Origin of the sequence: Methylobacterium sp. BTF04, from assembly GCF_010692745.1 — a bacterium.
In the GTDB taxonomy this organism is placed as follows: domain Bacteria; phylum Pseudomonadota; class Alphaproteobacteria; order Rhizobiales; family Beijerinckiaceae; genus Methylobacterium.
The window spans coordinates 1-19,368 of sequence record NZ_JAAHTB010000005.1; the positions used below are offsets into that span (position 1 = coordinate 1).

General features: G+C 64.2%; 19 protein-coding genes and 2 pseudogenes. 10 read left to right on the forward strand and 11 right to left on the reverse strand.

The features are described from left to right. Positions 1-897, forward strand: an 897-nt coding sequence (locus G3T14_RS04550) for an IS66 family transposase (protein ID WP_163640509.1), incomplete at its 5' end; no start/stop codon positions are given. A 1,255-nt stretch (positions 898-2,152) separates the two neighbouring features. Here the strand turns inward: G3T14_RS04550 and G3T14_RS04555 are convergent. Beyond that, complete coding sequence (locus G3T14_RS04555; RefSeq protein ID WP_163640511.1) at positions 2,153-2,713, reverse strand: hypothetical protein; 561 nt, start codon at positions 2,711-2,713, stop codon at positions 2,153-2,155. 392 nt (positions 2,714-3,105) lie between these two features. Here G3T14_RS04555 and G3T14_RS04560 point away from each other — a divergent pair, with 392 nt between their 5' ends. After that, a complete protein-coding gene (locus G3T14_RS04560) occupies positions 3,106-3,348 on the forward strand; it encodes a hypothetical protein (protein WP_163640513.1) in 243 nt (80 codons plus the stop codon). A 44-nt stretch (positions 3,349-3,392) separates the two neighbouring features. Here the strand turns inward: G3T14_RS04560 and G3T14_RS04565 are convergent. Continuing rightward, positions 3,393-3,896 (reverse strand): annotated as a pseudogene (locus G3T14_RS04565) (hypothetical protein); the annotation flags it as partial. A gap of 26 nt (positions 3,897-3,922) precedes the next feature. Continuing rightward, positions 3,923-4,180 carry a hypothetical protein gene (locus G3T14_RS04570; protein WP_163640515.1) on the reverse strand — a complete coding sequence of 86 codons (258 nt, stop codon included), beginning with the start codon at positions 4,178-4,180 and terminating at the stop codon, positions 3,923-3,925. 123 nt (positions 4,181-4,303) lie between these two features. On the opposite strand from G3T14_RS04570, the gene G3T14_RS04575 reads away from it, so the two are divergent. Then, positions 4,304-5,323, forward strand: a complete 1,020-nt coding sequence (locus G3T14_RS04575; protein WP_163640808.1) for an IS110 family transposase — start codon at positions 4,304-4,306, stop codon at positions 5,321-5,323. A 270-nt stretch (positions 5,324-5,593) separates the two neighbouring features. Here G3T14_RS04575 and G3T14_RS04580 read toward each other — a convergent pair. Next, positions 5,594-5,887: pseudogene (locus tag G3T14_RS04580) on the reverse strand (transposase); the annotation flags it as partial. A 79-nt stretch (positions 5,888-5,966) separates the two neighbouring features. Further along, positions 5,967-6,140 (reverse strand): hypothetical protein, encoded by a 174-nt coding sequence (locus G3T14_RS24625; RefSeq protein WP_204262639.1) that lies wholly within the window; start codon positions 6,138-6,140, stop codon positions 5,967-5,969. Positions 6,141-6,613: 473 nt separating this feature from the next. On the opposite strand from G3T14_RS24625, the gene G3T14_RS04585 reads away from it, so the two are divergent. Together G3T14_RS04585 and gmd are read left to right on the forward strand one after the other, a co-directional pair. Then, complete coding sequence (locus G3T14_RS04585) at positions 6,614-7,561, forward strand: GDP-L-fucose synthase (RefSeq protein WP_163640517.1); 948 nt, start codon at positions 6,614-6,616, stop codon at positions 7,559-7,561. A 71-nt stretch (positions 7,562-7,632) separates the two neighbouring features. Then, complete coding sequence (gene gmd / locus G3T14_RS04590; RefSeq protein ID WP_163640519.1) at positions 7,633-8,682, forward strand: GDP-mannose 4,6-dehydratase; 1,050 nt, start codon at positions 7,633-7,635, stop codon at positions 8,680-8,682. 109 nt (positions 8,683-8,791) lie between these two features. On the opposite strand, the gene G3T14_RS04595 is transcribed toward gmd, so the two are convergent. Then, on the reverse strand, positions 8,792-9,067 hold the full coding sequence (locus tag G3T14_RS04595; protein WP_163640507.1) for a hypothetical protein: 276 nt from the start codon (positions 9,065-9,067) through the stop codon (positions 8,792-8,794). A gap of 99 nt (positions 9,068-9,166) precedes the next feature. Here G3T14_RS04595 and G3T14_RS04600 point away from each other — a divergent pair, with 99 nt between their 5' ends. Both G3T14_RS04600 and G3T14_RS04605 read left to right on the forward strand, forming a co-directional pair. Next, entirely contained in the window at positions 9,167-10,360 is a 1,194-nt protein-coding gene (locus G3T14_RS04600; protein WP_163640521.1) for an efflux RND transporter periplasmic adaptor subunit, read from the forward strand. 18 nt (positions 10,361-10,378) lie between these two features. After that, entirely contained in the window at positions 10,379-13,516 is a 3,138-nt protein-coding gene (locus tag G3T14_RS04605; protein ID WP_163640523.1) for an efflux RND transporter permease subunit, read from the forward strand. A 97-nt stretch (positions 13,517-13,613) separates the two neighbouring features. Here G3T14_RS04605 and G3T14_RS04610 read toward each other — a convergent pair whose 3' ends face one another. The 4 genes from G3T14_RS04610 to G3T14_RS04625 form a co-directional block, all read right to left on the reverse strand. Continuing rightward, the gene (locus tag G3T14_RS04610; protein ID WP_163640524.1) at positions 13,614-13,805 is read right to left on the reverse strand and encodes a hypothetical protein; all 192 of its coding nucleotides are present in this window, start codon (positions 13,803-13,805) and stop codon (positions 13,614-13,616) included. A gap of 127 nt (positions 13,806-13,932) precedes the next feature. After that, positions 13,933-15,324: an ATP-binding protein gene (locus G3T14_RS04615; RefSeq protein ID WP_163640526.1), complete on the reverse strand. Its 1,392-nt coding sequence runs from the start codon at positions 15,322-15,324 to the stop codon at positions 13,933-13,935. 5 nt (positions 15,325-15,329) lie between these two features. Further along, positions 15,330-16,052 carry a response regulator gene (locus G3T14_RS04620; protein ID WP_163640809.1) on the reverse strand — a complete coding sequence of 241 codons (723 nt, stop codon included), beginning with the start codon at positions 16,050-16,052 and terminating at the stop codon, positions 15,330-15,332. After that, positions 16,049-16,534 (reverse strand): MarR family transcriptional regulator, encoded by a 486-nt coding sequence (locus G3T14_RS04625; RefSeq protein WP_348645213.1) that lies wholly within the window; start codon positions 16,532-16,534, stop codon positions 16,049-16,051. Before G3T14_RS04625 ends, G3T14_RS04620 begins: the two co-directional genes overlap by 4 nt. Before the next feature lie 216 nt (positions 16,535-16,750). On the opposite strand from G3T14_RS04625, the gene G3T14_RS04630 reads away from it, so the two are divergent. From G3T14_RS04630 to G3T14_RS24930, 3 genes are all read left to right on the forward strand, one after another. Next, the gene (locus G3T14_RS04630; RefSeq protein ID WP_163640530.1) at positions 16,751-17,638 is read left to right on the forward strand and encodes a branched-chain amino acid aminotransferase; all 888 of its coding nucleotides are present in this window, start codon (positions 16,751-16,753) and stop codon (positions 17,636-17,638) included. 111 nt (positions 17,639-17,749) lie between these two features. Continuing rightward, entirely contained in the window at positions 17,750-18,010 is a 261-nt protein-coding gene (locus G3T14_RS04635; protein WP_163640532.1) for a DUF3072 domain-containing protein, read from the forward strand. Positions 18,011-18,134: 124 nt separating this feature from the next. Then, entirely contained in the window at positions 18,135-18,389 is a 255-nt protein-coding gene (locus G3T14_RS24930) for a Flp family type IVb pilin (protein ID WP_246732918.1), read from the forward strand. Positions 18,390-18,401: 12 nt separating this feature from the next. Here the strand turns inward: G3T14_RS24930 and G3T14_RS04645 are convergent, their stop codons facing one another. Then, a complete protein-coding gene (locus G3T14_RS04645) occupies positions 18,402-19,226 on the reverse strand; it encodes a DUF937 domain-containing protein (protein WP_163640534.1) in 825 nt (274 codons plus the stop codon). Positions 19,227-19,368 lie beyond the last annotated feature (142 nt).

Genomic DNA, 19,368 nt, shown 5'->3' on the forward strand with positions numbered 1-19,368 from the left:
GCCAACATCCGCGCCTTGGTGATCTATCTGCGCTCGGTCCAGGGTATCCCGCTGGGGCGGTTGCGCGACGTGCTCTTCGATCTGTTCGGCTTGTCGATCAGCGAAGGTGCGCTGGTCAACATCCTGTCGGCCAGCGCAGCATCGTTCAAGGCCGCCGTATCGCTGATCAAGGCACGTCTGCTCGCTGGCACCGCCATCGCGTCCGACGAGACCGGGGTGCGGGTGGGCCGCGCCAACTGGTGGCTGTGGGTGTTCCACCACGGTGACAGCGCCGTCTTCGTCGCGGATGCCCATCGCTCGAAGGCCGTGGTGGAAGCCTTCCTCGGCGACCATCGGCCCGATTTTTGGACCTCGGACCGCCTCAGTGCCCAGGCCGGATGGGCCAGACGGAACCATCAGGTCTGCCTGGCGCACCTGATCCGCGACGTCCAATACGCCATCGAGGCCGGCGACGCGGTGCTCGGCCCCAGCCTGAAGGGGTTGCTCAAGCGGGCCTGCGCCATCGGGCGACGGAGGGCGGACCTCAAGGATTCTACCCTCAAGACCTACCAGGCCGATCTCGAGCGCCGCCTCGACTGCATCATGGCACGCGATCCAACAAGCCCGGCGGGGATCAAGCTCAAACGCATGATCAAAAAGACCCGCGCCAACCTCTTCGTCTTCATCCAGAACCGAAGTCTCGAAGCGACCAACAACGAGGCGGAGCGAGCCCTACGACCCTGCGCTGTCTACCGCAAGATTACCAACGGCTTCCGCCAGGAATGGGGTGCTCATCTCTACGCCGACGTCAGGTCCGTCATCGAGACCGCGCGAAGACGATCCATTCGCGCCCTCGAAGCGATCCGTCTCACCCTGAAAGGCCTGCCAATCCTCACCCCAGTGTCAGCTTCGTTCTGACCACCTGAGCAATTACAAATCTTTCGATTGTAATTTTTCTTGATTGCAAATGGACTTACGATAAATATCGTTAATATTATGCTCACTAAAAAGCTCATGTTTAGGCCATCAATCAGATATATAATGCAAGCGGCGACGACGCTATATAGTAAGGTTACGATAAATATGATTCTAATAAGTGCCGATCGGTCGTGCAGTCGTTGAGCGGCTATAAGGTCGTCGATTTCTACCTTAATACAGAGTTGAATTGAATCGACAAACACATTGAAATTCCTTGTTTCGTATACATATTATTCATAGATACAGAATGAGACTTCTGCTTCAATGCCGCAGCGCGCGAGCCGCGGAGCGTCGATCAGCGACCGCCTGTTGGGCTCCGGATAAGCGAGCCTGATCCAGGCCTGCGGGTCTTGGAGGTCGGGTAGTTTGGTCGGGCGCCCATGCAAGCGGTGGCTTGGCTCATCGCCACAAAACAGGGTGGCAATTCCGCTGAAGGCCCAAAGCCCTTAGACGCGCTTTCAAACGTTCCAATCACGTTTTTCGGAGCGGTTGCATCAGGCATGGTGAAGCTCCGTCTCCGCGGGTGGCGGGGCTTCGCGCAACGCCACTTCACCCTTCGGCATGACGCGGTACCAAAACAGTGGCGCGCCCAACATCGGATCACCGGTGACCCAGCCCCTGAAGTTCGCTATTGTCGCTCCTAGCGAGAACTGTACGATCGCGACGAAAGACGAGATCCGACACCCCGATAGCGTTGGACCCACATGCGTCGGATTGGCGGCTACGATGCGAATGAACGCGATCGCCCAATCGTCGGTCCAGCCACCCTTGTATTGTCTACCCACCCGGCGCATCCGCTCTATCATGGTGCTCGACACTGAAATTTGATGCTACCCTATACCAATAAGAAAATCTATCGATGTCCGTCTCTTCAATAAAATTTCGAATAAAGAGATAATTATGAGCGCGCCGAGACAGTCGTACGATAATTTTTTCTTCCATTGTAACCTGTCCACCTGATCCGGTCGCAGACAGTAGTAAAATCATCGTGGACGAGTGTCTGTCCAGCTGGGCACGCAACGGGCGTACGCTACCCGCCTGTCGCGTTCATAGAGTCAATGAAACGCTCGCGAAAGCCTACAAACCCGATAATGCTCACAGCCTGTAAAATCTTGAGAACGGTCCACCGGCTGGGTATCCATGAAGATATGATCAGATCCTGATTCGTCATCATTACATTTAATCTGTCACTCGCCTAGATCAGCCATCGAGCGACTTTCATCATGTCTTGATTGGTGAAAAATGTTCTGGCTGTGCGATGGCGCAGCTTAGAGAAGCCCCGGCGCTTCCGGTGCACTTCGTCTGACAGGCCAGAGAATCGGGTCTGCTCCCCGAAGTTCCCACTCATGCCAGAGATGCGGCAGTACGCGTCGAGCCCAAAATCTTGAGCATAAGACCTGGTCACACCGCGAGGGCAGTCGCGAACCGAACGGAACCTGACAATGACCTGGACCGATCGCATCACGATCGCCACCACGCTGGTCGGCGGCGCCATCGTACTGATGGCATATGCACAGGCGTTCGCCCTGCCGATGCACGTCGCCTGAATAGACAGCCGGGCGGCGACCTCAAGTGGCGCCCAGACCAGCTGGCACAGCATGTCACCGCCGAGATCCCCGTTCACGGTGTTGATCGACACGACCGGCACCGCGTCGCGGAGCACTGCGCCGATGCGCTTATCCGTCTCCTCCTCGGACTTACCGGCCGCGATCGCCGGACAGCGCCGGCCGGTGGCGATGACGGCGGCAGGGTCCACGCGGAAGGGTTTGCCTGCTTACGGCGAGCGAGCCCGAATGGCGTGGAACGGGGCGGTCGGGAGCACGCCGCGCACGCGGGCCGTCAGGATTCCGGATAGGACCAACGCCTTGTCGGTAGGGCCGACGAAGGGGAAGCCGACCAATAAGCTGCGTCCATATTGCGGACGACCGCATGCACTGGATTATGGCGTCGGCATCGGGACATCTCCGGGCCTTGGAGCAACTCAAGTGCGTTGATACCGAGCCGATGCTCAACAGGGAGGAGCTACAGCAACCGGAGCAGCGATGATCTCTCCTCAGCCAAGGCCGCCCTGAGAGCGGCTTTCCTTTCTGTTCTGAATAAATACGCTGTTGCCCCGTATTGCGATACGCGAGAAAGGATGCCTCGCCGATGAGCGACGAGAAACCCGTTCCACCGTCCGTGACGACCGACCCGCGTCGCGCGACCCCCTGGTGCATCGCTACGGAAGGCGAGGAGGTGGTCATGACGCTCCGCGAACGCTGTGCCGACGAACGGATCTATGTTCTGACACCCCAAATCGCACTTCAACTTGCCCGCAGCCTCACCCGAATTGCCGAGGCCGCTTTGGCCTGGGAAGCACTCGATGAGTCGCAGCCGACAGATCATTACTGAGCGCGTGGCCGAGATCTGACGCTCAGTATCGTTCGATTTCGGTCTTATTGGGATACAGCAAGAGGTGGCTCGGTTTGTCTGAACAGCGACCAGGGCTTGGACAAGTGAATGGCTTGGGATTGCCCTGAACCGCACCGGGTTTCCCGGAGGCCATTTGGTTTGGAACAGGCCGCCAAGGCTTGGACTTCGGCCTGGGCATAAGAGTAGCGCGCTTCGGCCTCAGCGGGAGCGATATTGCCGATGGGTTCGAGAAGACCACGGGTGTTGAACCAGACTACCCAGTCGAGGGTGGCGAACTCGACGGCATCGAATGAACGCCATCGTCCACGCCGATGGATCACCTCGGCCTTGAACAACCCGTCGATCGTCTCGGCCAGCGCGTTATCGTAGCTGTCGCCGACGCTGCCGACGGACGGCTCGACACCAGCCTGAGCGAGCCGCTCGGTGTAGCGTAGAGCAAGCTATCGCGAGTCCCTGTCGCTGTGGTGCACGAGGCCGCCGCCCTGGAGGGGACGATGCTCGTGCAGAGCCTTCTCCAAGGCATTGATCCTTCCTCGACCTCACGGACACGGGGTTAGCTCGCGTTCCGTTCGGCTTGCTCGGGTGTGATGTAGCGCAGGGCCGAGTGGATACGCTGCCGATTGATGTCGCCTTCGATGTACCCGGTGTGCATACGCTGGACGTCGTCGATGAGTTGACGGTTGGACGTCGCCTGGGCGCTCTCAGAGCGTGATCGCCAGCCGTTGTAGCCGCTGTGAGAGACGTCGAGCACGCGGCACATGAGACGCACCGGCCAGGTGCCCGCATGCTGCTCGAAGAAAGCGAACGTCACTTGGGCATCTCCCACAAAGAGGCCGATCGCTTATAGGATGGCCCGCCCTTCACCGAACCGTTGGTGGCATGCTGCTGCCTTGGCTGAATGGAGGGATTGGAAATGGCAAAGAGTTCGGTCGCCGTGCTGGGTATCGATCTCGGCGAGAACAGTTGCAGCCTCGTCGGTCTCGACGCAGCCGGGGCGGTGGTGCTGCGCCGGCGGGCGCGGCGTGAAACGATCGTCGGCCTGACGGCCAAGCCGCCGGCCTGCATTGTTGCGATGGAGGCCTGCTGTGGCGCTCATCATCTGGGGCAGTTGCTCGCCGCGCAGGGGCACACGATTCGGCTGATGTCGCCCGAGTACGTCCGCCCCTCCGTCAAGGCGCAGAAGAACGATGACCGCGATGCCGAGGCGATCGCCGAGGCCGCGACGCGCCCAACGATGCGCTTCGTGCTCCTCAAGGCGCAGGATCAGCTCCACATGCAGAGCCTGCACCGGGTCCGGTCTCGGCTGGTCGGCATACGGACCATGCTCATGAACCAGCTCCGTGCGATCCTGCTGGAGCGCGGTCTCGTCTTCCCGCAAGGACGGCGCAAGTTCGAGACTGCGATTGGAACTCTGCTGAGGGATTCCGAGATGCCGATCGGTGCACGCATTCAATCTCTCGTCGCCGAGATCCGTGAGGAATGGGTGAGCCTCGACGGCCGCATCGACGCTCTCGACCGGGAATTTGTCACGCATGCTCGCGCCGACGAGGCGGCACGTCGCCTGGTGTCGATCCCGGGCGTCGGGCCGATGACCGCCACGGCCTTGCGCGCAGCCGTCGACGATGGAAGCGCCTTCGCGTCCGCCCGAGACCTGCCGGCTTGGCTCGGCCTCGTGCCCCGACAGCATACGACCGGCGGCAAACCGAAGCTGCTCGGGATCGTCAGGCGGGGCAACGCCTATCTGCGTGAGCTCTTCATCCACGGGGCGCGCGCAGCGCTGACCTCACTGTCCAAGGTCGAGGACCCGACCGGGAGATGGCTGCGCGGTCTGCTGGTGCGGGCGCACTACAACGTCGTGGTCGTCGCGCTCGCCGCCAAGCTCGCCAGAATCGCCTGGGCGACGCTGCGGAAAGGAGTGAGCTTCGAACGGCGGCCGGAGCCGGCCTTCGCATAGGGCATCGAGAGAGGTCGACCTAAGCCGGAGCGCGACCGCTCGGCGCAGGTCCACGAGGTCTGCGGGAGGACCGTGAAGATGGCCTGACGGTCGAGCGGCGTTCCGGCAGCCTGGCAAAAAAGCGGCCTGGAGAGGCCGGTCCGCTTATGAGGCCTGGGACGTGCGGCGCTCCATCTTGGCGGCCGCCACCGTGCCGACATGCCGGATACGTTTGTGCAGACCGGTCATAGGCACTTTCATCGACTACCTTGCAGACGGGGCGGGCATACGTTTTTTTAGGATGTCGCGCTCCATGCGCGTCCGGTCGAGTTCACGCCGCAGACGGGCAAGCTCAGCGGCTTGGTCGGAAGGAGAAGCAACCGGGCTCGTAGGCGCGGCTCCCGGCAATCCTGCTGCCCGCTGTGGTGGGGATCCTCCCATCAGCACCGTGCGCCACTGCCTCAGCATGCAGGGCTGAATCCCGAGTTCAGCCGCGATCAGCATCTGTAGTCGGCCGCTGCTCTCCAGCAGCGCCACCGCCTCGCGTTTGAACTCGGGTGTGAACTCGCGTCTCGTCTTGGCCATCAAACACCTTCCCCGCCCGCAACGAGCGTATCATAGATGTCCGTGAGGTCGGGGGAGGATCACTCGATCTCGGGCAGACTCAGAGATGAAGCTCGACCACGCGCACGTCGTCGACATGTGACCTCGGGACGGCCGCGAAGCAGCGATACCCAGCCTCATGCGCCATCATCTCGAGTGCGCTGTTTTCGGTCATCGCTCCACCGATCCACAGCACTGCGCCAGAACCGGCCAGGCTCACCTGAAATATCCGCATGGCGGCATCCCCACTACAACTGCCGATCTGGGTCAGCGTCTAAACAAAATCGCTCAGTAAAAGATTTTCGTCTACCAAAATACGGCGTCCCGCAGTGCGAATTTTCGATGCGATGCAGCGGGCGGGCGAAAGATCGAAGCCCGGTTGTCGCGTTATTTCGCCCGTCCATGCCCCAAACGGAGGATGAGCTTCCGGCCGGCTGCGTCAGAACTGGGGCGTCGGCCGAAACGGCTGGCGCCGACCACAGCGCAGTTCTGCCCGCTCCGCGCTGTGGTCACCCTGCAACCCGAGACTCGCCCCGCAGCCGCCCCGGCTCGCGGGGCTTTTCGTTCCGATCAGGAGGATCGACTCGCGGGGGCAGCCGCGATATCCGACGCAGTAAGTCTCTGCTACCGAAGGGCGGAGACATGAGATCTCCTGGGCCGAGGCGGTGACGCCTGGGTCGGCAGGCGACCGGAGGGTATGGCGGCTTCATGACGGGCTCGTACGATCTCACCGGGAAGCGTGTCTTCGTTGCAGGGCATCGCGGCATGGTCGGCTCCGCGCTCGTGCGCCGGCTCGCGCGTGAGAATTGCACGGTGCTCACGGCCTCCCGCACCGAACTCGATCTCTGCCGACAGACGGACGTCGAGCGCTGGATGGCGGATCGCCGCCCGGAGGCACTGTTCCTGGCGGCCGCGAAAGTCGGCGGCATCGGCGCCAATGACAGCCAGCCCGCTGAGTTCCTATACGAAAACCTCGTGATCGAGGCGAACCTGATCCACAGCGCGCATACGGTCGGCGTCGAGAAGCTGCTCTTCCTCGGTTCGTCCTGCATCTATCCAAAGCACGCGCCGCAGCCGATCACCGAAGAGGCACTGCTCACCGGCCCACTCGAACCCACCAACGAATGGTATGCCATCGCCAAGATCGCGGGCCTCAAGCTCTGTCAGGCCTATCGCCGTCAGTATGGTGCGGATTTCATTTCGGCGATGCCGACCAACCTCTACGGGCCCGCCGACAATTATGACCTGAAGGGCAGCCACGTCCTCCCGGCTTTGTTGCGCAAGGTGCACGAGGCCCAGCGCAGCGGCAGTGACGGAATCACGCTCTGGGGTACCGGAACGCCGCTGCGTGAGTTTCTGCACGTGGACGACCTCGCCGATGCATGCGTGTTCCTGATGACGCATTACTCGGCCGACGGCCCGGTCAACGTCGGCTCCGGAGATGAGGTGAGCATCCGTGCTCTGGCCGAGACCATTGCCGACGTGTTGGGCTGGGAGGGACGCCTGTCCTTCGACACGACGAAACCCGACGGTACGCCCCGCAAGCTCCTGGATACCGGCCTGATCAACGGTCTCGGCTGGCGGGCACGGATTGGCCTGCGCGATGGCATTCTGGACGCCTACGACTGGTTCAAGACCCATCATCCCGACGCATGACTTGAAGCGACCTTCGGTCGTATCGCAACACTCGGCCGCTCGCTCGGCCACCCGAGGAGCTACGCACGCCAATGACAGCGAAAACGGCACTGATCACCGGCGTCACGGGCCAGGATGGCGGCTATCTGGCAGCGCTTCTGCTGAGCAAGGGCTATGTGGTCCACGGCATTAAACGGCGGTCATCGTCGTTCAACACCGGTCGCGTCGATCACCTCTACGAAGACCCGCACGTCAAAGCGACCAACTTCCACATGCATTACGGCGAATTGACCGACTCCACCAACCTGATCCGGATCATGCAGGAAACCCTGCCGGACGAAGTCTACAACCTCGGCGCCCAGAGCCACGTGGCGGTCAGTTTCGAAACACCGGAATACACCGCCAATTCCGACGCCATCGGCACCCTGCGTGTCCTCGAAGCGATCCGCATCCTCGGGCTGGGCGAGAAGACCCGCTTCTACCAGGCCTCGACGTCCGAACTCTACGGCAAGGTCCAAGAGGTTCCGCAAAGCGAGACGACGCCGTTCTATCCGCGCAGTCCCTATGCGGTAGCCAAGCTCTATGCCTACTGGATCGCGGTCAATTACCGCGAGGCGTACGGCATGCACGCCTCGAACGGCATCCTGTTCAACCACGAGAGTCCGACCCGCGGCGAAACTTTCGTGACCCGCAAGATCACCCGCGCCGTCGCGGCGATCGAGGTCGGCAAGCAGGCGGTCCTCTTCCTCGGCAACCTCGACGCCCAGCGCGACTGGGGCCATGCCCGCGATTATGTCGATGGCATGTGGCGGATCGTGCAGCAGGACAAGCCCGACGATTACGTGCTTGCCACCGGTGAGATGCATACCGTGCGCGAATTCGTCGAACGCGCCTTCGCCGTCGTCGGTCGAACGATCACGTGGCGCGGGGCAGGTGTCGAAGAGGAAGGCATCGACGCAGCCAGCAACGACGTTCTAGTGAAGATCGACCCGCGCTATTTCCGCCCGACGGAAGTTGAGCAGTTGCTCGGTGATGCGACTAAAGCCCGCGAAACACTCGGCTGGGTCCACACCGTGGCATTCCCGGAACTGGTCGAGGAAATGGTCCTGTCGGACCTCGCCGCAGCCAGGGCCCAGAAATAATCGCTATCAGTTTAACAACCGAACCGATCAATCAAAAAAAAGAAACGCCTTCCGTCCCGGATTCGGGGCGAAAGGCTTTCTTCGTTCGTCAAAAAGGAAAGCTGTATTGTCAGTCGATCCGCGATGCGATCGGTCCGGCAGCCCGAATGTCGGCGGGCAGTGCAGCATAGTCGATGTAGCCGGCTTCACGCGCCATCGCGTCGAGCGCGGACGTCGCGTCGAGCGCAGCGCCGGTCCACAGGACTGCACCATTGCTCTTCTGTTTGATCTCGAAGATCGTCATCGAACACCTGCCTAGCTTTGGTGACATCAGTTGCTGGGGCAACGCGCCCGCGGTAAAACGGTTGCGGCGCGCAGTTGTCGGATCGACGGCGATATCGGACACTCTCCTGGCGCTTGCGCACGCGCGACCGGAGGCGCCTTGAAAACGCCGGGCTCGCCCTGCACGACCGCGTCCGTCAGTGCCGATCGAGCGAACCCCGTCATGCGATTTCCGCGTCTTCTCCCGCTTGTCGCGGCTGCCGCGCTCTTCTCGGGCAGGTCCTTTGCCGCCGAGACGGCAGCGGTACCCGATCCGACCCTGGTCGCGCCGGCCGTCACGGTGGTACCCGCCGCCTTTCGCGAAGTGGTCGAGCAGGCTGTTGTGAGCGGGACCCTGGTCCCGCGCGACGAGATTCTCGTGGCCCCCGAAATCGAAGGCACCCGGATCACCGAGCTCCTGGTGGAGGAAGGTGCGCGGGTCGAACGCGGCCAGCCGCTCGCCCGTCTCTCCCGCGAGATGATCGTGACGCAGGAGGCGGCCAACGCCGCAGCCATCGCCAAGGCGGAGGCCGCCATCGTCCAGGCGCGGAGCCAGATCGTTCAGGCCGAAGCCTCGCAGACCGAGGCCAACCTCTCCCTTGAGCGCGCGCGCAGCCTCGTCCGGACCGGGAACGCAACCGCAGCGACTCTCGAGCAGCGGGTCTCGGCCGCGCAGGGCGGGGAGGGGCGTCTGGCCGCCGCGCGCGGTGGGCTCCAGCTTGCGCAGGCCGATCTCGCCACCGCGCAGGCGCAGGCCTCCGAGATCGCCCTGAGGCGGGCCAGAACCGAAATCCGGGCGCCCGAAGGCGGTATCGTCAGCCGCCGCACCGCCCGCGTCGGCGCAACGGCCACCGCTGTCGGCGAGCCGATGTTCCGCATGATCGCCCGCGGCGAGATCGAACTGGAGGGTGAGGTCCCCGAAATTTGGATGCCGCGCCTCAAGGTCGGCGATCCCGTTCGCCTCGACTGGGACGAGGGCCGGACCCTCAGCGGGAAGGTCCGTCGGATCGATCCGGAGGTCGACCGGGCGACACGCCTCGGGCGCGTCCGCATCAGCCTCGATCCGGACCCGGCTCTGCGCATCGGCGCCTTCGCCCGCGGCAAGGTCGAGGTATCGCGGCGCAGGAGTATCGTTGTCCCGCTCTCGGCCGTTCTCTACGGGGCGGACGGGGGAGCCAGCGTGTTCGTGGTCGAGGCTGACCGCGTCGAGGCTCGCCAAATCGTCCCCGGCCTGTCCGCCGACGGCTTCATGGAAGCACGCTCCGGCATCAAGGCCGACGAGGCCGTGGTTGCCCGTGCGAGTAGCTTCCTGCGCGACGGGGACCGCGTCAGGGCGGTGCGGCCGCTCGCGAAATCCGCCGATGCCAACGCCCGCTAATCACCGGAAGCTGTCGCGATGCGCTTGAACGTTTCCGCCTGGGCGATCCGCAAGCCGATCACCTCTCTCGTGTTGTTCCTGGTGCTGATGGTGCTGGGCATCGTCAGTTTCCGCGCGCTGCCGATCACCCGGTTCCCGAACATCGACATTCCGATCGTCGCCGTCACCGTCACCCAGGCCGGCTCCGCGCCGTCAGAGCTGCAGACGCAGGTCACCAAGGTGGTGGAGGATGCGGTCGCCGGCGTGAAGGGCGTCAAGCACGTCATCTCCACCATTGCGGAGGGCTCTTCGGCCACCACCATCGAGTTCCGGCTCGAAACCAACACCGACCGGGCGGTCAACGACGTCAAGGACGCGATCTCGAAGGTGCGGGTGAACCTGCCGCGTACCATCGACGAGCCGATCATCAACAGGGTCGAGATCGCCGGCCTGCCGATCATGATTTACGGCGCCTCCGCCCCGGCGATGACGCCCGAAGACCTGTCCTGGCTCATCGACGACGTGATCGCCCGCCAAATCCAGAGCGTGAAGGGCGTCGGCGGCGTCGAGCGCCTCGGCGGCGTCGCCCGCGAGATCCGCGTTACGCTGAAGCCCGACCGGTTGCTGGCGCTCGGGATCACCGCGGCCGACGTCAACCGCCAGTTGCGCCTGACCTCGGCCGACATGGCCGGCGGGCGCGGCGAACTCGGCGGCCAGGAGCAATCGATCCGGACATTGGCCGGTGCGGCCAGCCTCGACACCCTGGCCCAGACCTCGATCATCGTCCCGGGCAACCGTAAGGTTCGCCTGGACGAGCTCGCCACCCTGGTGGACGGCTCTGAGGAGCCCCGCACCTTCGCGCGCTTCAACGGCGAGCCCGTGGTCGCCTTCGCGATTTCCCGGTCGACGGGCGCCAGCGATGCCGAGGTGGGCACGGCGGTGGCCAAGAAGATCGACGACCTACGCACCAAGAATCCCGGAGTACGCTTCGACCTGATCGATACCTCCGTCACCAACACGGTGGGCAACTACCACTCGGCGATGCTGAGCCTCGTCGAAGGCGCCGCCCTGGCCGTCATCGTGGTGTTCATCTTCCTGCGCGACTGGCGGGCGACGTTGATCGCGTCCATCGCCTTGCCGCTCTCCGTGCTGCCGACCTTTTGGATCATGAACACCCTCGGCTTCTCGCTGAACGCCGTGAGCCTGCTCGCCATCACTCTGGTGACCGGCATCCTGGTCGACGATGCCATCGTCGAGATCGAGAACATCGTCCGGCACATGCGCATGGGCAAATCGCCCTACCGCGCAGCGCTCGAGGCCGCCGACGAGATCGGACTCGCGGTGATCGCGATCACCGCGACGATCATGGCGATCTTCGCCCCCGTGTCGTTCATGAGCGGCATCGCCGGCCAGTACTTCAAGCAGTTCGGCCTCACCATCGCGGCGGCGGTGTTCATGTCGCTGCTGGTGGCGCGGTTGATCACGCCGCTGCTCGCCGCCTACTTCTTGCGGGACCACGGCGCCGAAGACGAGCGGGAGGGTGCGATCATGCGCGGCTACACCCGCGTCGTCGCCTGGTCCGTCCGACACAAGTACATCACCCTCGTGCTCGGGCTCGCGTGCTTTGCCGCCTCGATCATGTCGACCGGCCTGCTGCCGGCGGGATTCCTGCCGGCGGAGGATGCGGCCCGCACCATCTTCGTGGTCGAGCTTCCCCCGGGTGCGCGGCTCACCGACACCACCCGCGTCAGCGACGGATTGGTTGACCGGATCAAGGCCCTCCCGGAGGTGCGCAGCGTCTTCGTCGATGGCGGACGCCAATTGCCGGCCAAGAAGGAGGTCCGGCTCGCCACCTTCACCATCAACCTGACTCCGAAGAACACCCGCCACCGTACACAGAAGCAGGTGGACGTCGCGGTCGGCGCCATTCTGCGTGAGGAGCCCGACATCCGCTTCTGGGCCTTGCGCGAGAGTGGGCAGCGCGATCTCACCCTGATCGTCTCCGGTCCCGACAAGGTGGTGGTGGCCGACACGGCAGCGCAGCTCCAGCGCGAGGCGGCGCGTGTGCCGCATCTCGTTAACGTGCTCTCGACCGCTCCCCTCGACCGCACCGAAATTCGCATCCGGCCCAAAGCCGGAGTCGCGGCCGATCTCGGCGTCTCCACCGATCTCATCGCCGAAACGGTGCGGGTGGGGACCATCGGCGACATTGGCGCCAACCTCGCTAAGTTCAACGCGGTCGACCGTCAGGTTCCGATCCGGGTGATGCTGCCCGAGCGCCTGCGCGGCGACCTTTCGCAGATCGAGACCCTCAAGGTGCCGGTGAAGGGGGGGGCCGCCGTGCCGCTCTCGACGGTGGCCGATCTCAGCCTCGGGCGCGGCCCCACGGCGATCGACCGCTACGATCGCGCAATCCGCGTGGCGCTGGAGGCGGACATGGAAGGCTCCGACGCGCTCGGCTCCCTCATCGCTTCCGTGCTGGAACTCCCGGCGGCCAAGAACCTGCCGCCCGGCGTCACCATCCGTCAGACCGGCGATGCCGAGGTGATGGGCGAGGTGTTCGAAGGTTTTGCCCTCGCCATGGGCGCGGGCCTGATGATGGTGTTCGGCGTGCTGGTGCTGCTGTTCGGCAACTTCCTCCAGCCGCTCACCATCCTGTTCTCGCTGCCGCTCTCCATCGGCGGCGCGATCCTCGGGCTGTTGATCTTCAACAAGCCGATCTCGATGCCGGTGGTCATCGGCATCCTGATGCTGATGGGCGTCGTGACCAAGAACGCGATCATGCTCGTCGACTTCGCCATCGAGGAGATGGCAGCCGGTGTCGACCGTGCCACCGCGATCATCGATGCGGGCCGCAAGCGAGCCCGGCCCATCGTAATGACCACCATCGCCATGGCGGCCGGCATGGTGCCGTCGGCGATGGCACTCGGCATCGGTGGAGAGTTCCGCGCGCCCATGGCCATCGCGGTGATCGGCGGCCTCATCGTCTCGACGGGCCTGTCGCTGATCTTCGTGCCGGCGATCTTCGTGCTGGTCGACGACCTTTCACGCCTGTTCGTACGCCTGTTCTCGCGCTTCATCGGCGAGAAGGACGAGCCGCAGGAAGGGCCGTTCGCCCTGGCGGACCACTCGGCCAACGATCGCGCGGCCTTCCCGCCCCGCATCGCCGCCGAATAGGTCAGGCAGACCTCAGAATCCGACGAAAACGGCCCGGACCAAGAGGTCCGGGCCGTAAAATACTATCGATACCGTCCGATGAACGGCGGAGGCGGTTTCAGCCCTCGGCGCGGGCCGCGAGGCGGCTGGCTACGAAGGACAGGCCCCCGGCGACGATGAACAGGACGATGAAGGTCTTCACCGTCGCCCAGAACAGGGCCGGTTCGATTCCGGTATCGGTGTAGAGCACGGCGCAGATCGCGGTGATCGGCAGCAGCAGCAGGATCAAGATCGGGGTCAGCGGGTTCATGGGGGCACTCCCTTGTGTCGGACCCGGCCGATCGGCCCGGTGAAATCTCATTCGGACGATCTCATAGCACCGCCGCGCGCGCCTGGGGACACCCCCATGGCAAATTTCTGAGGGCGTGCCGGAATTCTCAGGCCGGAATCCGGACCGTGGCGCGCAATCCTCCCAGTGGCGAATCATGCAGGCTGACGTCGCCGCCATGTGCACGGGCGATGTCGCGCGCGATAGAGAGGCCGAGTCCGGACCCACCCGCATCCTGGCGCGCGTCGTCGAGCCGCACGAACGGCTTGAAAACCTCCTCGCGCTGCTCGACTGGAATGCCCGGCCCGTCATCGTCGATGGAAACCAGGAAGGCCCGGGCATCGCGCCGCCCGACGATGGCGACGGTGTCGCCGTAGCGCGCCGCGTTGGCCGCGAGGTTGAACAGGCAACGGCGCATGGCGTCGGGTCGCAGGGTGACGCTCGACTGGTCTTCGAGTTCAACCGCCTCCACATGGGCGCCGAGGCGCTCGACGTCGGTACGCAGATCCTCCAGCAGCGCCCGCATGTCGGTGGGAACCGCAGCCTCCCCCGAATCGCCGCGCGCAAAAGCCAAGTAGGCTTCCAGCATCCGGCTCATTTCGTCGACGTCGCGCTGAAGGTCCTCCACCTCCGCATTCTGGTCCACCAGCGCCAGCGAGAGCTTGAAGCGGGTTATGATGGTGCGCAGGTCGTGGCTGACGCCGTTGAGCATCGTCGTACGCTGCTCCATCGCCCGCTCGATGCGCCGCTTCATCTCGATGAAGGCGTGGCCCGCCTGCCTGACCTCGCGGGCGCCGCGCGGGCGGAACTCGATCTCGCGGCCCTTGCCGAAGCTCTCGGCCACGGCGGCGAGCCGCAGGATCGGCTTGATCTGGTTGCGCAGGAACAGGATCGCGACGCCGAGCAGCACCAGGGACGAGCCGCTCATCCACAACAGAAAGATATGGGAGTTTGAGGCGTAGGCCATGCTGCGCCGGGCGGTGACCCGCATGACCCCATCCGGGATCGAGACACGGATCTCGATGAGGCTGGAGCGGCCCACCGTGTCGATCCAGTACGGGCGCCGGATCTGACGGCGGATCTCGTCGGAGAGCGCTTCGTCGAGGATGGAGAAGAACGGCCTGGGACCGGCGGCGGGGAGCTTAGCTCCTTTCAGGATATCGACGTCGAGGCTCAGGCGCTCGCTGGCGATCCGGCTCAGGACCTCCGAATCCTTGCCCTGTGGATAGCTCTCGTAGATGTCGATGAGGGCTGCAACATCCGCCGTCACCGCGGCCGAGAGACGGCGCGTCACCAGCTGCCAGTGGCGCTCCATGAAGGTGTAGGCGATCACCGATTGCAGCAGCACCACCGGGGCGATGATGATGATCAGCGAGCGGGCGTAAAGGCCTTTGGGCAGCACATCGCCGATGGCACGGCTGAGCCAGCGCCAGATCCGGCGCGGCCGGGGCAGGGCGGAGAATGTCGCCGCGGCCCGGCGCAGGAGGCCTGTCGCAGCCATGGCCGCTAATCGACGGCGAGGCGATAACCGACACCCCGCACCGTCTGCAGGAAAAGCGGATTGGCCGGGTCGACCTCGGTCTTGCGGCGCAGGCGGTTGATCTGCACGTCGATGCTGCGTTCGGCGGCGAACCCGCCATTGCCCGCCAGGGTCTCCCGCTCGACATTAGCGCCCGCGGCAGACGCCAGGATGCTCAGAATCTCGCGCTCACGCTCGGTGATGCGGATGGTTTCGTCGTCGCGCCGGAGCTCGCCCCGGTCGATCCGGTACGAGAACGGCCCGAAGGTCACGGTCTCGCCGCCCCGCGACGCGCCGGGTTCGGTGCGCCGCTTGATGATGTTGGACAGGCGCAGGATCAGCTCACGCGGCTCGAAGGGCTTGGGCAGGTAATCGTCGGCACCGATTTCCAGGCCCATGACCCGATCGTTGGGGTTCGAGCGGGCTGTGAGCATCAGGATCGGCACCCGCGAGGTCTGTCGGACCTCACGGGCATAGTCGAACCCGGACTCGCCCGGCATCATCACGTCCAGGACGAGGGCATCGAACACGAAGCACTGTGCCTTGGTGCGGGCCTCGGGCACGTTGGCGGCGGCGGTCACGCGAAACCCCTGCTCGTAGAGGAATCGGGCGAGAAGCTCGCGCACCCGCCGGTCGTCGTCGACCACCAGAATATGGGGTGCGTGATCGGGCAGATCGCAGCCGGCCTTCATGCTGGGCACGGCCATCAGGCGACGCTCCGGATGCGGCGCGCCATCAGGCGGCGCACCGCTGCGCGCTCGTCCGGCTCGATCATCCCGAACAGGAAACTCTCCGCCGTGGCCAGACCGGTGCCGACGCCCGGATCGGGCTCGGCCAGTGCGCGGGCGACACGGCGGGCCTGGACGTCGATGAGGTCGCCCGCCAAGGCGGTGCCGGCCGGCGTGCAGAACAGCAGCCGCTGGCGCCGGTCGCTCGTGCCGGTCTTCTGGGCGATGTAATCCTGGCCGATCAAATCCTTGAGCACCCGATTGAGACTCTGTTTCGTGATACGCAGGATATCCAGGAGTTCGGCGATCGTGAGGCCCGGATAGCGATCGACGAAATGCAGGACCCGGTGATGGGCGCGCCCGAACCCATATTGCGCCAGGATGCGGTCCGGGTCGCCGACGAAGTCGCGGTAGGCGAAGAACAGAAGCTCGATGAGATCGTCCCCTGCGCTGCCGGCCGCGATGGCCTCGTCGGAACCAGCCGCTCGCGTCGCTCGGGATGTCACGTCGGGTTCGGCCTCGAGTTATGTCAGTGTTATTGACATATTTCAGGCGCGTTGCTACCCGTCAACCCGTCCGGTATGGCCGTCGACACCAGCGGCACGCCCACCGGCCGATGATCCCCAACCCAGTTCATGCGCCGGCTTCGAGGGCAAGCCCGCATGCCGAGGAAGCCCGCCATGTCCATGATCCCGTTCGACGAGCGTGAGGGCACCATCTGGTTCGACGGTGTGCTGGTGCCGTGGAAGGATGCCAAGATTCACGTGCTCTCGCACGGGCTGCATTACGGCTCGTCGGTGTTCGAGGGCGAGCGCGCCTATGGCGGGCGCATCTTCAAGACTCGTGAGCACGCGGAGCGCCTGCTCCGCTCCGCCGAGCTTCTCGATTTCAAGATCCCCTACAGCGCTGACGAGATCGAGACGGCCAAGGATCTCGTCCTCAAGACCAGCGGATTGTCCGACGCCTACATGCGGCCGGTGGCTTGGCGCGGCTCGGAGATGATGGGCGTCGCCGCCCAGAACAACACCATCCATCTGGCGATCGCCGCCTGGGAATGGCCGAGCTATTTCGATCCCGAGACCAAGATGAAGGGTATCCGCCTCGATATCGCCGATTACCGCCGACCGGACCCGCGCACCGCCCCCTCCGCCTCGAAGGCGGCGGGCCTGTACATGATCTGCACGATCTCGAAGCATCGGGCCGAGAACAAGGGCTATGCCGACGCGCTCATGCTCGACTGGGAGGACAACGTCGCCGAGTGCACCGGGGCCAACGTGTTCTTCGTGGCCGACGGCGTGATCTACACGCCGCTCGCCGACCGGTTCCTCAATGGCATTACCCGCCAGACCGTGATCGAGCTTGCCAAGCGGCGTGGCATCGCCGTGGTCGAGCGCCGCATCCTGCCAGCCGAAATGGCCGGCTTTTCGGAATGCTTCATCACGGGCTCGGCGGCCGAGGTGACACCGGTTGCCGAGATCGGACCCTATCGCTTCGTGCCTGCGGCCCTGACCAAGACGCTCATGGACGATTACACCGCCGAGGTTCAGCCAAAGGCCGCAGCGGCCTGAGCCAACTCTCAAGACGATGATCCCGGCGGCCGCGCTGTCGCCGGGATCACGGAACCGATGGCCATAGATCCGCGTTCGATGAGAACATTTCATGAACACCGGAGTTCGACCATGGCCAAGACCCAGCATTCCGACGCGGACAAGAACCCGAAGATCGCTTCGCAGGACTCCGATCCGAAGGCATCGTCCAATCGGATCAAGGATCCGAGTGAGTGGACCACCGGCGGCGAGCCGATGACTGGGGCGCAGGCCTCCTACCTGAAGACCCTGTCAGAGGAAGCCAAGGAGCCGGACGCGTTCGAGCCCGATCTCGATAAAGCGGAAGCCTCCAGGCGGATCGACGACCTGCGCAAGGAAGCCGGCCGCGCCTGAGGTCGATACGTGCGTGCAATCGCAGCGTGCATGCGCATCATTTGGAAATGGGCTTAAGCCATCGGCAAGGAAGACCGTCTACAAGCGGTCCCCAGCCGATGCCGCCCGAGGAACGACACCAGCGATGACTGAACCGGTGTCGCCCGTTCCCCCTAACCCGAGGCGAGGCGACGCCGCGGGGCGCCGCCGACCTTTTGCCTCTGGCCTGTGGAATGCAATGGCGCGGTTCCGGCGCGATACCAGGGGCGCCACTGCGATCGAATACGGCCTCATCGTCGGGTTGGTTTTTCTCGCCATCGTCACGGCACTGCACCTCTACGCCGACCGCGTCGGTGCGATGTACAACTACATTGGCGCGAACATCGGAAAGACGTCGTAGCGCAAAATTGTCTCAGCGCGCCGAACGGCCCATCTTGGGCTTGGGATCGGCCGGCGCGCGCATATCGGTAGGCGGCTGGACCTCGGTTTGGGTCTTGCCCTGATCCTGCCAGAACGTGTCGAACAGGCTTTTCATCGCCTTGGCGTTCTCCTGCTGGACCTCCAATCCGGTCTGGAACATCTGCTGGAACATATCGAACGGCGCGTCGCCGCCGGCCTTCTCGGGCGCCTTGGCAGCCGGGCGTGACGTCAGCGAGGCCCGTGGGGTTGCCGTCGCCCCCCTCGATCCGCCAGCCGAACGCGTGCCTGAAGCGGCGGACGGCTTGCCTTGGGGCGACAGGCCGGCGGGAGCAAGAAAGCTCTGCATCATGTCGGACCAGGCCTGCCCCGGGAAACCGAAGGGGGATGCGGGAGCCGGTGCTGGTGCGGCGCTCTGGTTCTGATTGATCATCACATGAACGATGCCGGCCACGATCATGCCGGCCATCATCGGAAGCATCTGCTTGAGGATGGGCGAGGCGACACCGCTCGCGGTGGCGGCCTGCTGGAGCACGGCCTGGCTCAGGTGAGGCGACCCGAACAACTGGCGGACCAGCATCTCCATCTGCGGTGTCGCCGCACCTGCGTTCATGCCCATGGCGTTGGGGCCGACGAGGTTGAACAGGTGCGAGAAGCCGGTCGGATCGTTGGCCGCATTGCGTTGCAGCCCCATGGTGAAAGCCGGCAACAGCGCCTCCATGGCGCGTCGGCTCTGGTCCTGTGACAGTCCGAACTGCTGACCGAAGCCGAGAGCGCCGGGGCCTGCCTGTGCCTGAAGAATATCGAACAGGTTGAACATGACGGCGCCCTCGCAAAACCGGTCTCTGGCCGAGCGGTGGAAACCCCGGGCGCCCAGGGTCGAAGTCTGTCTCATTGCCGCCTTACTTACCAGCCCGCAGGGCGATACCAGGCGCGATCGGCCCTATCGTGGCTGGACAACC